The organism is Alicyclobacillus acidiphilus NBRC 100859 (genome assembly GCF_001544355.1).
In the GTDB taxonomy this organism is placed as follows: domain Bacteria; phylum Bacillota; class Bacilli; order Alicyclobacillales; family Alicyclobacillaceae; genus Alicyclobacillus; species Alicyclobacillus acidiphilus.
On sequence record NZ_BCQI01000016.1, the window covers coordinates 43,228 to 64,079 of the forward strand.

Consider the following 20,852-nt stretch of genomic DNA (forward strand, 5'->3'; position numbering starts at 1 on the left):
AGGCAAGCTGTGCGCCCATGGATTGCTTGGTGCATAGAGGATCAACTGGTGTCGCATAATACTGTCACGCAGACATCCGTTGCACCAAACTTCATGAGGGTGAGGCGATCTTTTCTTGAAAGCTACAGGCATCGTACGGAGAATTGATGACCTCGGTCGTGTGGTGATTCCGAAGGAAATTCGACGCACGTTGCGGATCCGCGAGGGCGATCCCCTTGAGATTTTTGTCGATCGCGACGGAGAAGTCATCCTAAAGAAATACTCTCCTATCGGGGAATTAGGCGACTTCGCCAAGGAGTACGCGGACTCGCTCGCGGAGTCCACAGGGCACATCGCAATCATTGCGGATCGCGATGTCATTATCGCAGTAGCTGGTGCATCGAAGAAAGACTTCTTGGAAAAACAGGTCAGCGAAGACATCGAACAGGCGATGGAAGACAGAAAGACCATCGCGAATTTGACTGCGGGCGAATATTCGATTGTCAAGGATCGGGACGAACGCTTTGGTGCCCGCGTCATTGCGCCAATCATCGCCGCTGGTGACCCAATCGGTGCGGTTGTACTCGTCTCTCGCGAGGAAAACGTCAAAATGGGCGAAACCGAAACGAAGCTCGCCGAAACCGCAGCAGGATTTTTAGGTAAACAGATGGAACAGTAATGTCTCTCGGTTTGACTATGTTTTTGGATTTGTACGGTGTTATTCCCTGAAGGGTCTGTGGAAAGGCGAGACGCCTGACTGCAGACCCTTTACGATGTTCGAGTACGATGTTCGAGGCCGCTCACCCAGTTTGATATACTTGTCCTCAGTTGTGCCGAGGAAGGATGAATGATTTTGGGAATGGTGCATGTAATCGGACTTGGACCAGGCGATATCTCTGGTTTGCCCATGGGTACATACCGCCTGTTGCAGCAGGGCTGGCCAATCATTTTGCGCACGCGGATTCACCCCGTTGTCCGCGACCTTGAAGCGATGGGCATCGCGTTCACGTCGTTCGACGATTTGTACGAGACGAGCGATCGTTTTGACGAGATGTACAGGCAAATGGCCGAGCGCGTCCGTGTGCAAGCCCGTGTGCATGATCACGTCGTCTACGCGGTGCCTGGACACCCGTTGGTGGCTGAAGCAAGTGTGCAGTATCTGCTGGCCTGCCAAGAGGAAGATCTCGACATCGAGATTGGCCCAGGCCAAAGCTTTCTCGACATTGCGGCTGCCAGACTGCAAATCGATCCGATAGAAGGGCTGGTTCTGCTCGATGGCACCGCCCTGTCAGCGCGGCAGTTGCAGACGACATTGCATACGCTCATCGCCCAGGTGTACCAACGGTCGATCGCGACAGAAGTGAAACTGACGCTGATGGAAGTGTATCCAGACGACTTCTCCATCACGGTGTTGCGTGCGGCGGGTGTCGCGGGCGATGAACGGATTGAGCAAGTGCCTTTGTACGAATTGGACCGGATCGACTGGATTGATCATTTGACGACGGTCTACGTGCCGCCGCTGAAGGAGCGGATGCAGCGATTGCGAGATCCCTGGGAGGCTGTCGAGATCGTTCGGATTTTGCGAGAACCTGGGGGATGTCCGTGGGATCGGAAACAGACGCACGAGTCGCTTCGCAGGTACGTGATCGAAGAGGCGTATGAGGTCGCGGAAGCGATCGACGAGGGCGATCCGGCGCATCTTGCGGAGGAACTGGGCGACCTGGTGTTGCAGGTCCTTTTGCACGCGCAGATCGGCAGCGAATTTGGCGATTTCGACGTTCGGGACGTCTTTGAAACGCTGTCGGAGAAGTTGCTCCGCAGACACCCGCACGTGTTTGGCGACGTACGGGTCGAGACGAGCGAAGACGTGGCTCGCGTGTGGGATGCGGTGAAGCAGGCTGAGCGCGCAAATGAGAGCCGAGAGAGTATCGTCTCGGGTGTATCATTGGCGGGACCCGCGATTACGGTGGCCCAAGAGGTGCAAAAAGCCGTTTCGAAGGTCGGTTTTGACTGGAAACAAATAAAAGATGTATTAGAAAAGGTAAAAGAGGAAATGACTGAACTAGAAAACGAGATTCTTCGAGAGCGTATTCGGAGTGAATCGGTGTCGGAGGAGCTTGGAGATCTGATCTTCGCATGTGTGAACGTCGGTCGATTTCTTCAGTTGGATGTGGAAGCTTTGCTGATGCAAGCCACGCGCAAGTTCGTCACGCGATTCCAGTTTGTTGAAAAGCGTGTCGCGGAAGAAGGGTATTCATGGAATTCCTTGAGCCCTGAGGCCCTCGACAGGCTGTGGAATGAAGCAAAAATCGCGTTGGCGGACAAAATCTAGCAGGAATCCTGCATTGGAACACGAATAAGATTCCCGACATTCCCACGAAAGGGGCATTACGCAGTGAACAAGATGGAATTGATAAACAAAGTCGCTGAGAAAACCGGCTTGAAAAAGAAGGACGCAGAACTCGCTGTCAACAGTGTATTCGACGTCATCGAGGAAACGCTTTCCGCCGGTGAGAAGGTGCAAGTGATTGGCTTCGGCACGTTCGAGACCCGCGCTCGTGCAGCTCGGTCGGGCAGAAACCCGCAAACGGGCGAAGTGATCGAAATCCCGGCTTCCACCGTTCCGGCGTTCAAACCAGGCAACAAACTCAAGGAAAGCACCCGCTAATCCTTGCGACTCGACAAGTTTTTAAAAGTGTCGCGCCTGATTAAGCGTCGGACACTTGCGAAGCAGATCTGTGATGCGGGGCGCGTCTCGGTCAATGGTCGAACCGCGAAGGCTGCGGCGGATGTGAACGTTGGGGATGAACTGACGATTCGCTATGGAAATAAGACTGTTGTCGTTGCGGTCAGGAAGATCCTCGAACATCCTCGCCGCGACGAAGCGCCGGAATTATACGAAATCCTTTCGACCGAGACCAAGCAAGATGTTGATACAGCCTACGTCGACGATGAAGAGGATTGAATCCTGTCGCGACTTTGGCTGACGAGAATAAGGACTAACCTATCAGGTTGGTCCTTATTTTGTCGTTGGTGGCCCGATACCGTTCATATGTCCAGGTTTGCGTCATAGACTTAGGTTGGGTGACTTGGACAACTTGGGGGTGGGTGCCTATGAGTCACGATGTTCGGCTGACGGATCGACGCGAACTTGAAATCACGGGCGTGAAACGGGTGGAAACCTTCGACGTCAACGCATTCGAATTGGCGACCTCGGAAGGCGGGCTGTATATCGAGGGCAGCGCCTTGCACATGAAGCGCTTCGACGTGGAGTCGGGGACGGTGCTGATTGAGGGGCGCATCACATCGCTCTCTTACGACGATGAAAAGCGGCGAAATCCGCTGGGACGGTTGTGGAAATGAACACGGCGGGGAACGTTTCGTACGTCCTTTGGATGCTCGTCTGCGGTGCCGGCATGGGCGCGGTGTTTGATTTCTACAACACGATTCTGGGAGCTATCCGGTTGTTGCGCCGCATGCGGGGAGCCGTCGATCTGGTGTTTTGGCTGGTCTCAGGTCTGATCGTGTATTTCTTCACGTATCGAACCATCTCCGGAACATTTCGCATCTGGACGTTTTTGCTTCTTATCGTCGGATATTTGATCTATCGGGCCGCCTTGCGCAAAGTCGTGATCGGAAGCGCGTTCGCTGTCCTGCGTATCACGCGGTTGATTGCTCTTGGAATTGCCAAGTTCGTCTACGTGATGGTTGGAGTGCCGATGATCTGGCTCTTCCGGCTGGTCTTCGCCATTCTCAAACTGCTGTACGCGATTGGGCAGCGTCTGGAAAATGGTGTTGCTCGATTGGTTCTCGGCGTCGCGCTCGTTCTTCTGTTTCCGTTTCGACGGTACTTGAAGCCTGACCGGCTGTGGCGGAAAAAACTTCGAGAAGCCGAGAAGGGTTTTTGGGACTGGGTGTCGAAACTGCTACAGAAGAAGCCCGGGTCGGTTTCCTAAATCGTTAAGGGAGCGTTACGAAGTGCCAGCAACTCGAAAATCTCCTGGTGGTCGTCGGCAATCAACAACCTCATGGAAGCGACACCCCTTGATGCGTTTGCGCTATGTTGCGCTGATCGCCGTTTTCGGCTGGGCATCCATGTACTTCCTTCACGAAGAACGTCCCCAACTCACGCAACTCCAGGCTCAAAATCAACGGCTCAAGACCGAGCTCGGCCAAATGAAGACCCGACAGCAAGCTCTCCAAAAACAGAAGCAACAATTGAGCGATCCGTCGTATATTGAAAAGTACGCAACGGAGCATCAAAATCTGGTCATGCCGGGCCAAGTTCCGTTTGATTTGCAACAAGGTGGTCATACAGGATAAGATTGTCGTGGTTACAACTCGGTTCTTGTGTGTTCTTACCCCAATGAGGACATCCTTCATACAAGGTCATCTGGGGAACATCGTCATTATTTGATTTGATACTTTTCGTTGACACGAATAGGGAGGAACGGACTTCTTTATGGCCATTGAGGTCGGCAGCAAGTTGACAGGGAAAGTTACGGGAATCACGCGGTTTGGCGCGTTTGTGACTTTACCCGATGGTGCTACTGGTCTGGTTCACATCTCAGAGATCTCTGACAGTTACGTGAAGGACGTTCACGATTTTCTTCATGTGGATGATGAAGTGACCGTAAAGGTCATGAGTGTCGGCGACGACGGCAAGATTGCTTTGTCCATCCGTCAGGCGAACGAGTCAGCTTCCAGTGTTTCGAGCTCACAGCACGGCGGAAGAAGTCACGGCGGCAACAGCCATGGCGGTTCCTCGCGCGGCGGACGCGGGCCTCGGGGCGATTCACGTCCACCTGGTTTCGAGCAAATCATGAACAGATTTCTGAAAGACAGTGAGGAACGGCTGTCGGCATTGCGGCGCAACGAGAGTAAACGCGGCGGACGCGGCGGACGGCGCGGATGATTTCAAGAAGCCGGGTACCGTAGTGCACCCGGCTTTTCTGTTTTCGGCAGCTTCCGAAGCAAGCGGCCGACAATGCGATAATTCACATCGTTCGTGGAGAATCGCGGAGATCGACCAGGTCCGAGCGGGATTGGATGTGCGTACAACGGTGGAGCAGTATTACCTGGAGTATGAAATAGCGAGCGGTGCCCGTTATTTTGTCGTTTTTGACGATGAGAATGATCGCGATGGATTTCACATTTCGCTGGATATGTATAAGGCCCAGTTAGGGCCGGTCACGGAAGAGGTTTTTCACCGGATCCGCGAAAAGTTCCGTGGAACGGTTATCGGGCCGCGCTAACGAGCGGCCCCTTGTCGTCATGTTCTCGTTTGGCGATATCGATAAAAGGCTTGATTGAGCATCAATATGGATTTGGAATCGCGGTTTTGGAACGCTCTTCTAAGTTGACTGCGGAGCCATTCCGGCATTCCAGGTCACCTCGCCTCCGATTTTCCTCAAGAAGCAACCTCCTTGACGCTTGATGCTATTCTACGCAGGATTGGGCGAATGTGCCCCAAGGACAGTGCGTGATTTTACCCTTGATGACCGTTTAAGAGCATATCGAGCTGACTGGACACCTGCTCCAAGGTGACCCCGGCCTTTTGCAACAGATAGGTGGCATACGGGTCCGCGCGATAATCCGTTTCATAATAGACGCGCACGATACCCGCCTGGATGATGCTTTTTGTGCAGTGCAGGCAAGGTCGGTGCGTGACGTACAGATCCGCGCCTTCTGTCGAAACGCCAAAACGGGCACATTGCAACAAAGCGTTTTGTTCAGCATGAATCGCGCGAACACAATGTCCGTCGACAACTTTGCAACCCACGTCGACACAGTGTTCGTCGTGGTTGATACTCCCATTATAGCCACTCGCAATCATCCGTTTGTCGCGGACGATCACGCATCCCACGGCGAGCCTGGGACAGGTGGAGCGCAAGGCCATCACGCGGCTTTGCGAAGCGAAGAAGGCGTGCCAACTCATGCGCTCTGGGCGATCTGTGGACCTCTGATCAACCATCTCGATACTCCTCCTGAAGACGACGAACCGCATCGCAAATTGTCGGAATATTTATGGGCTCGCGGGACGCGGTTTGACAAATTATTTGGCATATCGCTCGTATAATGGCCATACACATCCGAGAAGGGAGTTCGTGTCATGGTACAACTTTCCCTGACGCACAAACGATCCAAGCAGGGCGGCTCTGGAACGGCGAGCACCGGGACACTGTCTCCTGCATGGACATGGCGTGCGTGGCGTCGCGTTACTCTGTTGGTCGTCGTCGCTTTACTGCTTGGACGAGCCAATATCGATCACGTGGTTTCACCATTCGGCTTAGCCTATTTCGCTGTGCTGTACGAAGTGGCGGGCAAGCGCCGGGCTTGGCCTGCGTACCTGTCCGTTGTAGGCGCGACAACGGTGGGCATCGACGACGGTATCCTGATGTTGGTGTCGATTCTGATGTATCGCGTGGCTCGCCGTTTCGTGTTCCGCCGGAAGTCGCCAGATCTCTTGTGGATTCCCATCACGGCTGGCGCGGTGGGGTTATTGGCGAAACTTGCCCTCGTCGGAACGGTCATGACCCGCTTCGACCTTCTGATCGGGATTGCGGAAGGCGCTTTGGTGACTATTTTATCGCTTATCTTTATCCAGTGCATGAATCTCTTTGTAGGTCAGGAGAGTTCGCGGACGCTCCGTTACGAACAACTGCTAAGCCTGGTCATTCTGATTGCGTCGGTGATCATGGGGCTGGACGGACTATCCGTGCACGGTGTCGAAATCGCCATGGTCGCGGTCGACTGGCTGATCTTGTTGATGGCATGCGGCGGGATCGGCGTGAGCACGGCCTGTGCGGTCGCCGTGAGCATGTTGACTCTGCTCAACCACCAATCCTCGCTGACAGAGGTGGCCATCCTCGGCTTTGGCGGGTTGTTGGCCGGTCTGCTTCGGGACGTGCACCGGGTTTGGATTGCGCTGGCTTTCGTCCTTTCGGACGCGGTGCTGACGACGACGTACGTACATACCTTTGCGCCGCTGCTGTCCACCTTGCTCGCTTCGTCGGCGGCCGGCGTTCTATACCTCGTCACGCCGAGCGCGCTCTTGCGCGAACTGCGTTCTTTCGTGCCCGGCACAACCGAGCATCGCACGTCTGAACGGGAACGGGCTCATCGCATCCACGCCTTGCTCTCGGAGAAGATCAGCGAAGTCAGTCTGGTCTTTGACGAACTCGCAAAATCGTTCGCCGAAGTGGGTGACACGGAATACGCGGCGGCTCAACAGCTTGTCACCCAGATTGTGTCCGCGACATCGCAGAGCGTGTGCTCCATGTGCCCACGCAGATCGAAGTGCTGGGACAAGGAGAGCGTCCAGACCTACCAGGCGATGAGCAATACCCTGCGGAACATCGAGTCGGCCTCGGGACGACGGGCTTCCCCCACGCCGGAACTGCGCGAGCGGTGTATTCGCATCGATCCGCTGCTCAACACACTTCGCTACAATCTGGATGTCACCAATCGCGACGCGAAATGGATGAAGAAACTGCGTGAACATCGGACCCTGCTGTCGGCGCAATTGTCCGGAGTGGCCGAAGTGGTGAGAACGATGGCGCAGGAGCTCGATGAAGAACAGAAGACATCCCTTTCCGAAGAAGAGCAGATCCTTGCCGCGATTGAGCAGCTTGGAATCTACGTAGACGATGTGCACATCGTCAACCTGGAGCCAGGAAAGGTCGAAATCGAGATCGTTCAACCGACCGAAGGCGCCTACGAAAACTCGGCGCGCATGATAGCGCCGCTGCTGTCGGGGATACTCGGCGAGAACATCTCGGTCGCGCACGTGGAGGGCGAACCTGGATCCGGTCCTTGCACCAGCGTGTTTGCCTCGGCGCGGCGCTTTCAAGTCAAGACGGCTGTGTCGGCAGTGGCGCGCGACGGCCGGACAGTTTCTGGGGACACCTATGCCAGTGTCGATCTCGGCAACGGGCGGCACGCGATCGCCGTGAGCGACGGCATGGGCAACGGCGAACGGGCGAGCCGGGAGTCGAAGGCGGCAATTGACTTGCTGAAGAAGCTGATGAAAGCCGGCTTCGATGAAAAGCTGGCGATTCGGACTGTGAATTCGACACTTCTGCTCAGGTCGCGCGACGAGATGTTCACGACTTTGGATATGGCCTTAGTGGACTTGTTCAACGCGCAGGCGGAATTTCTCAAAGTCGGTTCGGCGCCGAGCTACATCAAACGAGGCGATCAGGTCATCGAGATCACGGGCAGCAACGTCCCTATCGGCATCCTGCAAGACATCGAAGTTCAGTCTGTCGCTGAGCAACTGCAGGCGAACGACATTTTGATCCTCGTTTCCGACGGCCTTTACGAAGCGCCGGCACACCGGTACGACGGAGAGAATTGGTTGAAAGGCGCGATCGCGCAAATTGAAACGAGAGATCCGCAAGAACTGGCCGACACGCTGGTCGAATACGCGGTTCGCATGAATCACGGCGTCATTCGCGACGATATGACGGTGATGGTGGCCGTGATCGAACACCGAGACGAAGAGTGGGCCGCCATCCGACTGCCCAACGTTCCGAGCCTGCGCAAGGGGCTGAAGGACAAGCGCGGCGCTTAATCCGGTGCCGTGGTTCAGGCAATGCAATCTATTCATTTGATTGAATGAATCGCAACTTCGGCGTCCATACTGGAGACTAGAACGACGCGGAGGTGGATTCATTGAATAAAGAGGCAACGATACGCCAAATTCTCGTGATCACAGACGGATATTCGAATATCGGGCCAGACCCCGTCGATGCGGCAAGGCGCGCGCAGAAGCGGGGTATTGTTGTGAATGTCATCGGTGTCGTGGACAAGGGCGAAACAGGCGGCCAAGGTTACGACGAAGCCCATTCCATCGCGGATGCGGGGGGCGGCATGTGCCGCATTGTGCAGCCTGTCGATCTATCGGCGACAGCCCAGATGATGACCCATCAGACGATGCAACTGACACTGCAGCAAGTGGTCAACCAGGAACTTCTCTCCGTGATGGGGAAGACCGCTGAAGACCTGCCGCCGGCCGAGCGGACCCGCATCGCGCAGGTGGTTGAGAAACTCGAAGAAGAGGTGGCGCTCCAACTCGTCGTCGCGATCGACATGAGCGCGAGCATGAAGGACAAGGTGGATATCGTGCGCGAAGCCGTTCGGGATCTCGCCCTGTCGCTGCAGGTTCGAACGGGCGCGCTCTCGGTGGCCGTCATCGCTTTCCCTGGCTCCGGCGACGCTCCAACGCGTCTGGTACAGCCGTTCGCCAGCCAAGTGGATGTTCGGGCGCTCGAATCCGCGTTGCAACCGCGCGGAGGTACGCCAACAGGACCGGCCATCGATCACGCCGTCGCCTTGATCCTTGAATACTACCAGGCACCGGTTGAAGACGAGGACGGGCCAAGGCGCGATTTTGCATGACGCCGGGAGCTTCGCCGCGCCTCGCGCAAGGAACCTGGATATCTGGCAAATGGACTCGTCATCGCTGGCGGGTTCGCCAGTGTCTTGGGGAAGGCGCCAACGGCACTGTGTACAGCGTGGTTCGCGACGACGGGCTTATCGGTGCGATGAAAGTGTGTGAAGGCTCGGCGCAGGTTGCGTTTGAGTGGTCGTTGCTGGAACGGGTTAAAGGAGCCGCTGGTTCGCCCTTTCCCGTTCCCCAGACCATCGATGACTCGGACGATCCCCGCGCTTCGTATTTTTATGTCATGGAGCGCGTGGGCGGATCGCCCCTAAACGGCGTGTGGAGCCAATTGTCGCTTCGAGATCAAAAGAAAGTATTCTACGACATCGTTCGCAGCTTGGAGAGCGTACACCGCACAGGTCACGCGTTCTGCGATGTAAAGCCGCAAAACATTCTCGTGGACACGTCGCGGGGCTTGCAGGTCCGCTTCGTCGACGTCGGCGGGGTGACACCTTTTGGCCGTGCCGTGCGCCAATTCACTCCGACGTCCGATCCGGCGTATTGGGGCTTCGCCGAGCGGCGCGCATCGTGCACGTACGACGTCGCGGCGATTGCCTTGACGATTCTGCTGTTGGAGAACGCTGTACCGAAAAATTTGGCGGCATGGCCGATGCAGAAGCGGAAAGAGTGGATGAAGCGGCTGGTTGACAACGTCGCCGAAGGCTCTTGGCGAGCGACATACCACAAGGCTTTGTCCGGCGCCTATCCAGATGCGGGGAGTTTCGCGGAGGACATTTTGAGGCTTTCGGACGGAACGCGAGTCAAAGGGGCGAAGCGCGATTGGACCGCCAAGTTGATGTGGGCGAGTCTCGCCAGCGCCTGTTTCTCCACTGCCTGGGCTTGGGCGCTCTTTTTTCATGTCGTCTAGGACCCGACGGGATCTGCTACAATGGCAGCAGAATTGCAAAGGGGCCGACACGGAGTGGAGCGCATGAACTTACTACATACCTTCACCGACTTTTGCCAACGCCATCAGCTTCAAGACCGCCATCTTGTCCTCGGAGTATCAGGCGGCATGGACTCCATGGTCCTGCTGCACATCTGTATCGCCGCACGGAACAGCAATCCTCGTCCATTTTTTGATTTTTCGGTTGTCCACGTCAATCACGGACTTCGTCAGAAGGCCGACGACGACGCGGCGTTCGTCGCCGCGTATTGCCGAGATCGCAACGTCGGGTGCAAAGTCGTGCAAGCGAATGTGCGCGACATGCGCGGCGAAGGCGTCGAGGCCGCGGCCCGCCGGGAGCGCTACCGAGCCCTGTGCCAAGAGGCGCAGGCGCGGCAAGGCGTTTGCATGGTGGCCCACCATCGGCGAGATCAATTGGAGACATTTTTGATTCGCTGGCTGCGCGGAGCCAGTTTGACGGGACTCGGCGCGATGCGCGAACAGTCAGCTTACCGTGGTGTGCCCATATACCGCCCGTTGCTCGATGTGGATCATGCGGACATGGCGCAGTACGCCCAGGAAAGCGGCCTTCCTTTTGTCGTCGACGAATCCAACGCGGACCGCAGGTTCCTCAGGAATCGGCTGCGGCACGACATTGTGCCTCTGCTGACGGATCTGCAGCCGCGCCTTGAAGAGCGGACCGGTTTGTTGACCCGATTGCTTCAAAGCGACGACGACTATTTGCAGAGCCAGGCGGTGAAGGCGTTGGCCGACGTCGTGGCGGAGTCCGCTGACACCTCTTCGAGCGTGCTGCGGATCGACCGTTTGAAAGACTTGCACGTTTCTTTACAACGTCGTGTGATTCACATACTATTGAATTGTTTATCTGAAGACGAGTGGGGGTATCGCCACATCGATGCCGTGTTGCAGCTCACAGCGGACGGTACGTCTCCATCGGCGTTCAGGCAGCTGGCAAACGGCGTGGCTGCGTGGCGAAATTATGGGCTTCTGTACATAGGATATGGTACGCCTGACGAGCAGGAAGGGAACGTTCGCCATTGGCGTTGGGATGTAGAGCGAACTCGGCGTTTTCGTTTTGAAACGAGCACCGTCAAATGGCGTTTTCGAGCGTTTCCGTTCCGACAGACTCGCTTCCAGGCGTCAAAGAGATCCCTTTGGCACGCTTGGCTGCCAAACGTTGCCAGCGTCGAGATCGAGACAGGCCTAAGTACCAGTGTACGCCTTCGCCCACTGGGCCTGGATGGCTCCAGGAAGCTTCAGGATCTCTATTCGGATCGAAAAATCCCGCAGGCGCTTCGATCCGCTTGGCCCGCCGTCGCGATCGACGGCGAGGTGGTTTGGATCCCTGGCGTGGTCCGAACCGACGCCCACCTGGTGACTGCATCCGCTTCAGCAGGGTGGGTCATGTTCGCTCAAGCGGTTGGTCACATGCTGCGAACATAAGGACATGTGACCGTCTCGAGAGGCGTATGATAGTGTAATGACACGATGAGGAGGCAGTCATGCATCCGGATTTAGAACGCATTCTATTCGACGAACAGACTATACTTGAAAAGGTCGCTCAACTCGGTGCCCAGTTGAGCGTCGATTACCGCGACAAGCACCCGCTGTTTATCTGTATCTTGAAAGGCGCCGCGCTGTTTATGGCAGACTTGGTCAAGCGCGTGACTGTCCCGATGGAAATGGATTTTATGGCGATATCGAGCTACGGTGCTTCTACCCGTTCGTCGGGTGCCGTGCGTATTTTGAACGACCTGGATCGACCTGTTGAGGGGCGCGACGTCATTATCGTGGAGGACATCGTGGACACGGGTCTCACCCTCGCATACCTTCGCGACACTTTGTTGCGGCGACAGGCGGCTTCCGTGCGCATTGTGACATTGTTTGATAAACCGAGCGGGCGGAAAGTCGACATTGTGCCAGACTATTACGGATTCACGGTTCCCGATGCCTTTATTGTCGGCTACGGTTTGGATTACGCGGAAAAGTATCGCAACCTCCCGTTTGTGGGCGTGCTGAAATCCGACATCTATGCGACAAACGATTCGGTCTGATGGATCGGGGCTTGACACGAGCTAGGAACCCAAAAATGGGTATGGTACAATATTCGCGCCATGACCGAGAGGAGGTAGGGCATGAACCGTTTTTACCGAAGCATCGTATTGTATGTGCTTATTTTGCTAGTCATTGTCGGCGTCGTGCAATATCTGACTGGCTCAGATCATTCTCGAGGCCCGATTCCATACACGCAATTTGTATCGGACGTGAAAAACGATCAGATTGATGGACTGGTTACGATCACGCCGGACGGTTTGACGGTGACGATCGATGGCAAGTTGAAGAATGGCGGCAACTTCGAGACACGCGGCTTGTTCGACGACAATCTCGACGAGTTCCTCTCTGACAACAACGTGTCCTACGCGGTGGCACCTGAACCCAAAGGAAGCGTCTGGATATCGTTCCTAGAGTCCGTGGTGCCGTTTGTCTTCCTGTTTATTCTGATGTTTTTCCTGTTTAATCAGGCTCAAGGCGGCGGCAGCCGAGTGATGAACTTCGGCAAGAGCAGGGCTCGATTGTATTCCGAGGAAAAACGCAAGGTGACCTTCGCCGATGTGGCGGGTGCGGACGAAGAAAAAGCGGAATTGGCTGAGATTGTGGACTTTCTGAAAGATCCCAAGCGGTTTTCGGCTTTGGGAGCACGCATCCCGAAAGGCGTCTTGCTGGTTGGTCCGCCTGGTACAGGTAAAACGCTTCTCGCGCGGGCTGTCGCAGGTGAAGCCGGCGTTCCTTTCTTCAGCATCAGCGGTTCCGACTTCGTTGAAATGTTTGTCGGTGTCGGTGCTTCCCGCGTGCGCGACTTGTTTGAAAACGCCAAGAAGAACGCGCCGTGTATCATCTTTATCGACGAAATTGACGCAGTTGGGCGGCACCGTGGAGCTGGTCTCGGCGGCGGTCACGACGAACGCGAACAGACCTTGAACCAGTTGCTGGTCGAAATGGACGGGTTTTCGGCCAATGAGGGAATTATCATTATCGCCGCGACCAACCGTCCGGATATTCTCGATCCGGCATTGCTCCGCCCGGGCCGGATGGATCGCCAAATCGTGGTCAACCGCCCGGATGTGAAGGGCCGCGAAGAGATTCTGCGCGTGCACGCCAGAAATAAACCGTTTGCGAAAGACATTCGGATGGAGACCATCGCCAAACGGACTCCCGGGTTCACGGGCGCTGATCTTGAGAACGTTTTGAATGAAGCCGCGCTGTTGGCGGCACGGAGACGAGAAAAGGAAATCACCGATAAAGATATCGACGAAGCAATCGATCGCGTGATGGCCGGACCGGAGAAACGCAGCCGCGTCGTCAGCGAGCACGAGCGGAGGTTGGTCGCGTTTCACGAAGCGGGGCACGCCGTCGTCGGTTACTTCGTTCAGACGGAGCGAACTGTGCACAAGGTGACCATCGTGCCGCGGGGCATGGCCGGCGGATACACCTTGTCGCTGCCAAAAGAAGACCGCTACTTCGTCACGAAGCAGCAAATGCTCGACGAGATTGCGATGGCTTTAGGCGGACGCGTGGCTGAGGAAATCGTGCTAGGCGAAATCAGCACCGGTGCGTCAGGCGACCTCGAACGAGTCACCAATATCGCGCGTCAAATGATCACGGAATATGGCATGAGTGATCGGCTGGGGTTGTTGCAGTATGGAAATCGTCAAGGCGGCCAGGTGTTCCTGGGCAAAGATCTCCAGGGCGAGCAAAACTACAGCGATCAATTTGCGTACGAGATCGACAAGGAAATGAAGGAAATCGTTGAACTTTGCCACGAACGGGCGCGCAAGATTCTCACCGAGAAGCGGGCATGCTTGGACGCATTGGCGGAGCGGCTGCTTGAGAAGGAAACGGTCGACGAAGACGAGGTTCGCGAAATTATGACAGAGTTCGGCTGATTCTGATAAAAAAAGCCTCCGAGGCAGGAACTCGGAGGCTTTTTTGTTGAAATAATGTGACTGGGATCACAATTTTGCATCAGTCACGATTGTTTGACGTGCGGCCGGAGGGAGTTATTGGCGTGAGGTGGGTAGCGCTGAAGTACGTGAAACCTGGGTTCGTGTTGGCCCAACGCGTATCGGACGAACGGGGGCGGACACTGTTGGCCCAGGGCATCGTTCTCTCCGAGAGTTATATCCGCCGATTGAATCGAGTCGGCGTTCGCGCAGTTTGTATACACGATAGAGCGACTGACGACGTGATCGTCAATGAGATGGTGGCGGAACCGACCAAGGCCGAGTTGCTGACCTTGACCTACGACACGTTGTCTGAACTGGGTTCAGGGCATTTTTCACCGAAGATGAAGCCGACATTTCTTCGCAAAAAGTTGGGACCGTTGCTGGAGGATGTCATTCAGCAACTGCGTGAGGGCAATGGTGCGGGAGAGCAGCTTGGATCCGTGTACATAGCGGACGGAGAATTGTTCCACCACTCGGTCAACGTCACCTTCTATGTGTTAACCCTTGGGCTGTACCTGAACCTGCCGAAGGACGACCTGTTGAATCTCGGCATCGGAACACTTCTGCACGACGTCGGAAAGTTGCGGGTTCGGCGGGAAGTCCTGCAAAAGCCGGGGCGCTTGACGCCTGAAGAATTTCGAGAAATTCAGATGCACTCTCAATACGGTTTTGAGATTCTCAGCGCATTGGCGGACATTTCGGCGACGTCTGCGCTCATCGCGCTGCAGCACCATGAGCGCATGGACGGGAGTGGCTACCCCAACGGTTTGATGGGCGATCAGATCCACTTATTCAGCCAACTCACTGCGGTGGTCGACGTTTACGAGGCATTGACCGCCAATCGCGTCTATCGGCAGGCATACTTGCCGCACGAAGCGTTTGGGCTTATTATGCGAGATCGTGGAACGCGTCTCTCCACGGTCGGTGTCGACGCGTTTCGCGAAACGATTTCCATATACCCACTCGGCATGTCTGTGCGGCTGACCAATGGAGATTTGGCGGTTGTGATTCAAGCGTCCGCAGGCAACGATCAGCAGCCGGTCGTCCGGGCCATTGAGAATGCCCGTGGTGAACCGATTCGCCCATACGAACTGGATCTGCGCAATTCACCTGATATTCAAATTGAAACCTGCGAATCATAATGTGGTCGCACCGCAGTGGAACAGACAGACGACCATCATCAGTGGGCGACTCTGGCAAAGGATGTGATTCGTTGAATTCCGACGTTTTGTTGCGAGCGACCGCTCGAGATGGTCGAATTCGCCTATTTACTTGTGTAACGACAGACCTCGTTTCGGAAATGCAACGCCGACATGATACTTGGCCGGTGCCGACAGCCGCCCTCGGCAGAACGGCGTCCATCACTGCGATGATGGCATGTATGCTGAAAAATGAAGAAAGTGTCACGGTGAAGATCGACGGCGATGGCCCTATCGGTCAAATTTGGGTTGAGGCTTCGCCGAACGGGGATGTTCGAGGGTATGTGGACAATCCTCATGTCCACCTCCCTTTAAATTCGGTCGGGAAGCTGGACGTCGGCGGTGCAGTGGGCCGGGGGTATTTGTACGTGATCCGAGACACAGGATTGCGGGATTACTATACCAGCAGCAGTGAACTCCAAAGCGGCGAAATTGCGGACGACTTCACCTACTACTTCGCGACGTCCGAGCAGACGCCGTCAGCCGTCGGCGCCGGCGTGTTGGTTGGAACGGACAACCGTCCCATCGTCGCCGGAGGATTTCTTGCGCAACTGCTGCCCGACCACACCGAGGACGATATTCGCTATTTGGAAGAACGGTTGCAGCAGGTTCCGAGTGTAACCAATTTTCTTCAAAACCATCCATCGGCCGAGGCCTTGATGCTCCAGTTGTGTCCGGATGCGCATATCGTGGAACGGCGCAGCATTCAATTCCAGTGCAAATGTTCGTACGAACGCCTGGGGAGAGTCATGATATCGCTTGGCAGGGAGGAATTGGAGGCGATCCGACGCGAGACGGGTTCCGCCGAACTGGTCTGCCACTTCTGCGGCAACGTGTACAATTTCTCCGCAGAGCAACTGGATGAGATGATTCAGGGCATCACGGATTCGCAGGGAGGCTCGGAGGCAGCGGATCGCCCTCAGAGTGAGCGCGGTGACGCACAATGACGGAGATCATGGGCATTTTGAATGTGACGCCCGACTCATTTTCTGATGGAGGAACCTATCAAATTCTTGAACGTGCTGTTGCGCACGCCTCGGAGATGATTGAAGACGGCGCGGCGATCCTGGACGTCGGCGGGGAAAGTACTCGCCCAGGTTTCACGCCGATCGGACCTGAGGAAGAATGGTCGCGCCTCGCGCCTGTGCTCAAGGAACTGGCTGGCGTCTCGACCGTGCCCATCTCCATCGACACGTACCGCGCGGTGACGGCCGCTCGAGCGATTGAGGCAGGCGCGAGCATCATCAACGACATTTCAGGCGCAAAAGATCCGGATATGGTCCGTGTGGTACGCGAATCCGGCGTGAAATACGTGTTCATGCACAATCGAACGAATATCGCGCCTTCGCTGCCCATTGCTGGTATCGTGGAGGAAGTGAGACAAGGTGTGGCGCGGATCCTGGACGCTGGGATACACCCGAGGCAGTTGATTGTGGATCCCGGTGTCGGCTTCGCCAAAACTCAGGCGCAAAACATGGCATGCATTCGTCACATTGACCACTTTCGGAAACTCGGGTACCCTGTTCTCCTAGGAACGAGTCGCAAGCGCGTGATCGGCAACGTTCTGAATCTCCCAGTTGAAGCGCGGCTCGAAGGCAGTCTCGCCACAGTGGCGTATGCGCTCTTGCAGGGCGTGGATTTCGTTCGAGTGCACGATGTTCGCGAGACGGCCCGAATGTGTCGAATGCTGGAGGCGATTTTGGATGCGCCAGTCAGGCATTCATGAAGTGTTCGTTGGTGTGGGTTCCAACTTGGGGAGCCGCATTTCGCATTTGAATTTCGCTGTGTCGCGCCTTGCTGAATTGGGGCCTTTGACCTGTTCAGGCGTATACGAAACCACTCCGGTTGGTTATCTTGATCAACCTGATTTTTTGAATATGGTCCTCAGGGTATCGACACAAGCTACTCCGAGGGAAACGCTCGATTTCCTGCATGGTGTGGAATTTGAGGCGTTGCGTACACGTGTGATTCGATATGGTCCACGGACGCTGGATTTGGACATTTTATTGTACGACAGTACATACTACTGCGTTTCAGACCTTCAGATTCCCCATCCGAGAATGTGGGAAAGAGCTTTCGTCATGGTGCCGCTTGCAGAATTGGCGCCACTCCGAAGAGGGCTCGGAGGGGTAACCATCGCCGAACTTGCGGACTCATTGGGGCGGAAGGAAGAGGTGCGCTATGTCGGACATTTTTGGTAGAAAACTTCGCGCTTACCGAAAGCTGAAAAACCTTACGCAGATTGAGTTGGCCGAGCGTTTGAACGTGAGTGTGGCGATCATCGGATCGCTCGAACGCGGGACCCGGACTCCCACGCCGCAGCAGGTTGAAGAAATTGCCCGCGCTCTTCAAACCAGTGAGGACGAGCTGTTCGGGCGCGTTCCGAAAAGTTTGGACGTGGATCCCACATCTGGAAGTGGTTACGTTTGATTGACAAAGGGTGGGGCCGTATCTATAATGGCGCATAGATTATTTCAGAGGCGGCTCGCACATGAAGCCTCTTTCCATACTGTGTACGTTGTCGGCGTGCAGCCTGTCGAATGGCTTGCACCCTTCTTGCATATGAATCGTTCATTGGTTTGTTTTTTGTAAAGGGGAGAGGGCACATGGCAGAAAAGGAAGTACTTTTGACGCCCGAGGGCTTGAAGAAACTTGAAGACGAGTTGGAACTGCTCAAAAGCGTCAAACGACGCGAAGTTGCGGAGCGAATCAAAGTTGCCATCAGCTACGGCGACATCAGTGAGAACTCCGAGTACGAGGATGCGAAGAACGAACAGGCCTTTATCGAAGGACGCATCATGACGTTGGAGAAACAGTTGCGCAACGCGCGTATCATCAACGAAGATGAAGTCGACACAGATGTGGTTAGCATCGGATCCACTGTGACGCTGCGCGATGTCGAATTCAACGAAGATGTTGAATATACGATTGTCGGCTCTGCGGAAGCAAATCCAGCCCAAAATAAAATATCGAACGAGTCGCCTGTCGGTCGTTCGCTTCTCGGCAAGTCGATTGGATCAATCGTCGAAGTGAACGTGCCAGCCGGAACTATTCAGTTTAAGATTCTCGATATTAAACGCTAATCGATGGTCGCGCAACTGACTTCGGACGAGGTGATCCCTCGTCCGTTTGTTTGTACGCTCAAAGATAGAAGCAGCGGGAGGAGAGATTCAGTTGGATGAACATGAGCTGATTCAGATCAGAATCGAAAAGATGAACGAACTCAAGGCTCGAGGGATCGATCCGTTCGGACACCGATTCGAAACCACCCATCATGCCGCCGACGTATTGGCGATTGGCGAAGGGAAGGACAAAGACGAATTGGAGGCCATGCAGCAACGTGTTCAGATTGCTGGCCGCCTCATGGTCAGGCGCGGACACGGCAAGGCTTCGTTCGCCGTCCTCAACGACATCACGGGCAACATCCAGATTTACGCGAAGATCGACGTCCTGGGCGAGGAGCAGTACGAAATCTTCAACCTGTTGGACCTTGGCGACTTCGTCGGGATCGAAGGTACGGTGTTTCGAACAAACCGCGGAGAAATCACGGTTCTGGCCGAGAAGCTGACCGTTCTGTCCAAGGCGCTGCGCCCGCTGCCGGAAAAGTGGCATGGATTGAAGGACGTTGAAACGAGATATCGCCAGAGATACCTGGACCTCATCGTGAATCCGGAAGTGCGGCAGATCTTCATCGCCAGATCGCGCATTATTCAAGCGATCCGCGACTATTTGGGACAACGCGGCTACCTGGAGGTCGAGACGCCGACGCTGCACGCTGTCGCGAGCGGCGCCCATGCGAGGCCGTTCAAGACGCATCACAATGCGCTGGACATGGAATTGAACCTTCGGATTGCGATTGAACTCCATCTGAAGAGGCTGATTGTCGGCGGGCTTGAACGCGTCTACGAGATCGGCCGCGTATATCGAAACGAGGGCGTGTCAACGCGCCACAATCCCGAGTTCACCATGCTCGAACTGTATGAGGCGTATGCGGATTTTCACGACATCATGGATTTGACCGAAGGGATGATCCGCCACGCAGCCTCTGCCGTTACGGGAACTCTCCACATTCCCTACGGAGATGTGGTGGTCGATCTCGAATCGCCTTGGCGGAGAGCTCACATGGCAGATCTTGTGCTAGAACATACAGGCGTGGATTTCCGTTCCGTCGGCTCGGATGACGAAGCTCGATCCGTCGCGAAAGAACATGGCGTGACGATTGGCGAGCACATGACCTTCGGCCATATCATGAACGAGTTTTTTGAACAACGTGTGGAGGACAAGCTGGTTCAGCCGACATTTGTCTACGGGCATCCGGTTGAGATCTCGCCGTTGGCCAAGAAAAATGCCGACGACCCGCGCTTCACGGACCGCTTCGAACTGTTCATCGTTGGTCGTGAACACGGCAATGCGTTCAGCGAGTTAAACGATCCCATCGATCAACGCCAACGCTTCGTCGCCCAGCTTCGGGAACGCGAAGCCGGAAACGACGAAGCGCAGGAACTCGACGAAGATTTCCTGCTGGCGCTTGAACACGGCATGCCGCCAACAGGCGGACTTGGAGTCGGGATCGACCGCCTTGTCATGCTGCTCACTTCTCAACCATCCATTCGGGACGTACTCCTGTTCCCGCTCATGCGCGAGCGGACAGAGAGTTGAGCGAACTATCCAATTGTGCTAACCAGTTGCGCGCCGCGGGACATCGTGCCTCGCGGCGCGTATTTGTTGGATGGGGCGGTTGTGCTTTCGATGCACGCGCACTCCAGTTTCCAACTCAAGTACGAGCGATTTGGTGAGCTGATTCTTGGTGGAACTGATTCGTCCAGTTCGCTTCATGACGTGATAAACATCCATCCGGGTCCGATCCATATCGTCTCTTAGGTCCTACGGGGTCCCGCGGCAGTTGCACGGGAGTCTACAGCGCTTGCATAGCGGTTGCACAGCGTTCCCGCTTTCGCTGCCTGGTCGACTTCGGTGATGGTTGTCATCCTCTTTGCGTTGCTCGTTGCATTTCTTTTTGCGTCTCCTTTGCGTCTCCCTGTTGACATCGAATTTGAGCGGTGATATAGTACTCGTTGCCGCTGTTCCGGCGGCCGCCCAATATACCCCGTCATCTCGGGCTTCATCATCTCCTTTCACCCGATCATCTCGCGTGAACATCCGATGAAAAAAGTACCAGGTGACAACACATTATCGTCTGTGGTATATTGGTTGAGCTGCTTCGAGAGAAGCGCACGGACGAAGGTTCACTCAGGTGAATCAGCAGTCAAAACTTTGACAAAGAGTCGCGAGGAGTTCAAGGCGCGAGTTGGAGCGAT

General features: G+C 55.4%; 23 protein-coding genes and 1 pseudogene. 22 read left to right on the forward strand and 2 right to left on the reverse strand.

The features are described 5' to 3' along the window. The first annotated feature begins 115 nt into the window (after window positions 1-115). The 9 genes from spoVT to AAC01S_RS08530 all read left to right on the forward strand — a co-directional run bounded on the left by spoVT (window position 116) and on the right by AAC01S_RS08530 (window position 5,234). A complete protein-coding gene (spoVT, locus tag AAC01S_RS08490; protein ID WP_067621259.1) occupies window positions 116-658 on the forward strand; it encodes a stage V sporulation protein T in 543 nt (180 codons plus the stop codon). Between the two features lie 180 nt (window positions 659-838). Next, on the forward strand, window positions 839-2,311 hold the full coding sequence (gene yabN / locus AAC01S_RS08495) for a bifunctional methyltransferase/pyrophosphohydrolase YabN (RefSeq protein WP_245630132.1): 1,473 nt from the start codon (window positions 839-841) through the stop codon (window positions 2,309-2,311). A gap of 63 nt (window positions 2,312-2,374) precedes the next feature. After that, complete coding sequence (gene hbs / locus AAC01S_RS08500) at window positions 2,375-2,647, forward strand: non-specific DNA-binding protein Hbs (RefSeq protein ID WP_067621260.1); 273 nt, start codon at window positions 2,375-2,377, stop codon at window positions 2,645-2,647. Between the two features lie 3 nt (window positions 2,648-2,650). Continuing rightward, on the forward strand, window positions 2,651-2,944 hold the full coding sequence (locus AAC01S_RS08505; RefSeq protein ID WP_067621261.1) for an RNA-binding S4 domain-containing protein: 294 nt from the start codon (window positions 2,651-2,653) through the stop codon (window positions 2,942-2,944). A 149-nt stretch (window positions 2,945-3,093) separates the two neighbouring features. Further along, on the forward strand, window positions 3,094-3,342 hold the full coding sequence (locus AAC01S_RS08510; RefSeq protein WP_067621262.1) for a YabP/YqfC family sporulation protein: 249 nt from the start codon (window positions 3,094-3,096) through the stop codon (window positions 3,340-3,342). Beyond that, entirely contained in the window at window positions 3,339-3,935 is a 597-nt protein-coding gene (gene yabQ / locus AAC01S_RS08515; RefSeq protein ID WP_067621263.1) for a spore cortex biosynthesis protein YabQ, read from the forward strand. Before AAC01S_RS08510 ends, yabQ begins: the two co-directional genes overlap by 4 nt. A 22-nt stretch (window positions 3,936-3,957) precedes the next feature. Continuing rightward, on the forward strand, window positions 3,958-4,302 hold the full coding sequence (locus AAC01S_RS08520; RefSeq protein ID WP_245630130.1) for an FtsB family cell division protein: 345 nt from the start codon (window positions 3,958-3,960) through the stop codon (window positions 4,300-4,302). A 139-nt stretch (window positions 4,303-4,441) separates the two neighbouring features. Beyond that, window positions 4,442-4,894: a S1 domain-containing RNA-binding protein gene (locus AAC01S_RS08525; RefSeq protein WP_067621264.1), complete on the forward strand. Its 453-nt coding sequence runs from the start codon at window positions 4,442-4,444 to the stop codon at window positions 4,892-4,894. Between the two features lie 148 nt (window positions 4,895-5,042). Beyond that, on the forward strand, window positions 5,043-5,234 hold the full coding sequence (locus AAC01S_RS08530; RefSeq protein ID WP_067621289.1) for a hypothetical protein: 192 nt from the start codon (window positions 5,043-5,045) through the stop codon (window positions 5,232-5,234). Between the two features lie 17 nt (window positions 5,235-5,251). On the opposite strand, the gene cmpA is transcribed toward AAC01S_RS08530, so the two are convergent. Further along, window positions 5,252-5,362 carry a cortex morphogenetic protein CmpA gene (cmpA, locus tag AAC01S_RS20080; protein ID WP_157071104.1) on the reverse strand — a complete coding sequence of 37 codons (111 nt, stop codon included), beginning with the start codon at window positions 5,360-5,362 and terminating at the stop codon, window positions 5,252-5,254. Window positions 5,363-5,494: 132 nt separating this feature from the next. Further along, window positions 5,495-5,953 (reverse strand): annotated as a pseudogene (locus tag AAC01S_RS08535) (ComE operon protein 2); the annotation flags it as partial. Window positions 5,954-6,091: 138 nt separating this feature from the next. Here AAC01S_RS08535 and spoIIE point away from each other — a divergent pair. From spoIIE to lysS, 13 genes are all read left to right on the forward strand, one after another. After that, complete coding sequence (gene spoIIE, locus AAC01S_RS08540) at window positions 6,092-8,554, forward strand: stage II sporulation protein E (RefSeq protein WP_083511625.1); 2,463 nt, start codon at window positions 6,092-6,094, stop codon at window positions 8,552-8,554. Window positions 8,555-8,646: 92 nt separating this feature from the next. Then, window positions 8,647-9,381, forward strand: a complete 735-nt coding sequence (locus AAC01S_RS08545) for a VWA domain-containing protein (protein ID WP_245630131.1) — start codon at window positions 8,647-8,649, stop codon at window positions 9,379-9,381. Continuing rightward, on the forward strand, window positions 9,378-10,292 hold the full coding sequence (locus tag AAC01S_RS08550; RefSeq protein WP_067621267.1) for a protein kinase domain-containing protein: 915 nt from the start codon (window positions 9,378-9,380) through the stop codon (window positions 10,290-10,292). The genes AAC01S_RS08545 and AAC01S_RS08550 overlap by 4 nt, the downstream gene beginning before the upstream one ends. A 63-nt stretch (window positions 10,293-10,355) precedes the next feature. Then, window positions 10,356-11,774 (forward strand): tRNA lysidine(34) synthetase TilS, encoded by a 1,419-nt coding sequence (gene tilS, locus AAC01S_RS08555; protein ID WP_169794028.1) that lies wholly within the window; start codon window positions 10,356-10,358, stop codon window positions 11,772-11,774. A 59-nt stretch (window positions 11,775-11,833) separates the two neighbouring features. Continuing rightward, the gene (gene hpt, locus AAC01S_RS08560; protein ID WP_067621269.1) at window positions 11,834-12,385 is read left to right on the forward strand and encodes a hypoxanthine phosphoribosyltransferase; all 552 of its coding nucleotides are present in this window, start codon (window positions 11,834-11,836) and stop codon (window positions 12,383-12,385) included. 81 nt (window positions 12,386-12,466) lie between these two features. Next, on the forward strand, window positions 12,467-14,275 hold the full coding sequence (ftsH, locus tag AAC01S_RS08565) for an ATP-dependent zinc metalloprotease FtsH (protein WP_067621270.1): 1,809 nt from the start codon (window positions 12,467-12,469) through the stop codon (window positions 14,273-14,275). A 122-nt stretch (window positions 14,276-14,397) separates the two neighbouring features. After that, window positions 14,398-15,477, forward strand: coding sequence for an HD-GYP domain-containing protein (locus AAC01S_RS08570; RefSeq protein WP_067621291.1), 1,080 nt, complete (start codon window positions 14,398-14,400; stop codon window positions 15,475-15,477). A 71-nt stretch (window positions 15,478-15,548) separates the two neighbouring features. Continuing rightward, window positions 15,549-16,481 carry an Hsp33 family molecular chaperone HslO gene (hslO, locus tag AAC01S_RS08575; protein ID WP_174520839.1) on the forward strand — a complete coding sequence of 311 codons (933 nt, stop codon included), beginning with the start codon at window positions 15,549-15,551 and terminating at the stop codon, window positions 16,479-16,481. Further along, a complete protein-coding gene (folP, locus tag AAC01S_RS08580) occupies window positions 16,478-17,260 on the forward strand; it encodes a dihydropteroate synthase (RefSeq protein WP_067621272.1) in 783 nt (260 codons plus the stop codon). Before hslO ends, folP begins: the two co-directional genes overlap by 4 nt. Further along, window positions 17,238-17,735: a 2-amino-4-hydroxy-6-hydroxymethyldihydropteridine diphosphokinase gene (gene folK, locus AAC01S_RS08585; RefSeq protein WP_067621273.1), complete on the forward strand. Its 498-nt coding sequence runs from the start codon at window positions 17,238-17,240 to the stop codon at window positions 17,733-17,735. Before folP ends, folK begins: the two co-directional genes overlap by 23 nt. Then, entirely contained in the window at window positions 17,716-17,964 is a 249-nt protein-coding gene (locus tag AAC01S_RS08590) for a helix-turn-helix domain-containing protein (protein ID WP_067621274.1), read from the forward strand. The genes folK and AAC01S_RS08590 overlap by 20 nt, the downstream gene beginning before the upstream one ends. A 176-nt stretch (window positions 17,965-18,140) precedes the next feature. Continuing rightward, window positions 18,141-18,617, forward strand: coding sequence for a transcription elongation factor GreA (gene greA / locus AAC01S_RS08595; RefSeq protein WP_067621275.1), 477 nt, complete (start codon window positions 18,141-18,143; stop codon window positions 18,615-18,617). Window positions 18,618-18,708: 91 nt separating this feature from the next. Next, a complete protein-coding gene (gene lysS, locus AAC01S_RS08600; protein WP_067621276.1) occupies window positions 18,709-20,193 on the forward strand; it encodes a lysine--tRNA ligase in 1,485 nt (494 codons plus the stop codon). Window positions 20,194-20,852: the final 659 nt, after the last annotated feature.

Bases quoted from the DNA above. Each gene is read 5' to 3' on its own strand.
- AAC01S_RS08590 (WP_067621274.1), top strand. From the start codon at position 17,716: ATGTCGGACATTTTTGGTAGAAAACTTCGCGCTTACCGAAAGCTGAAA.
- folP (WP_067621272.1), top strand. From the start codon at position 16,478: ATGACGGAGATCATGGGCATTTTGAATGTGACGCCCGACTCATTTTCT.
- AAC01S_RS08550 (WP_067621267.1), top strand. From the start codon at position 9,378: ATGACGCCGGGAGCTTCGCCGCGCCTCGCGCAAGGAACCTGGATATCT.
- greA (WP_067621275.1), top strand. From the start codon at position 18,141: ATGGCAGAAAAGGAAGTACTTTTGACGCCCGAGGGCTTGAAGAAACTT.
- AAC01S_RS08525 (WP_067621264.1), top strand. From the start codon at position 4,442: ATGGCCATTGAGGTCGGCAGCAAGTTGACAGGGAAAGTTACGGGAATC.
- tilS (WP_169794028.1), top strand. From the start codon at position 10,356: ATGAACTTACTACATACCTTCACCGACTTTTGCCAACGCCATCAGCTT.
- AAC01S_RS08510 (WP_067621262.1), top strand. From the start codon at position 3,094: ATGAGTCACGATGTTCGGCTGACGGATCGACGCGAACTTGAAATCACG.
- yabQ (WP_067621263.1), top strand. From the start codon at position 3,339: ATGAACACGGCGGGGAACGTTTCGTACGTCCTTTGGATGCTCGTCTGC.
- hpt (WP_067621269.1), top strand. From the start codon at position 11,834: ATGCATCCGGATTTAGAACGCATTCTATTCGACGAACAGACTATACTT.
- ftsH (WP_067621270.1), top strand. From the start codon at position 12,467: ATGAACCGTTTTTACCGAAGCATCGTATTGTATGTGCTTATTTTGCTA.
- yabN (WP_245630132.1), top strand. From the start codon at position 839: ATGGTGCATGTAATCGGACTTGGACCAGGCGATATCTCTGGTTTGCCC.
- cmpA (WP_157071104.1), bottom strand. From the start codon at position 5,362: ATGCCGGAATGGCTCCGCAGTCAACTTAGAAGAGCGTTCCAAAACCGC.
- spoIIE (WP_083511625.1), top strand. From the start codon at position 6,092: ATGGTACAACTTTCCCTGACGCACAAACGATCCAAGCAGGGCGGCTCT.
- folK (WP_067621273.1), top strand. From the start codon at position 17,238: ATGCGCCAGTCAGGCATTCATGAAGTGTTCGTTGGTGTGGGTTCCAAC.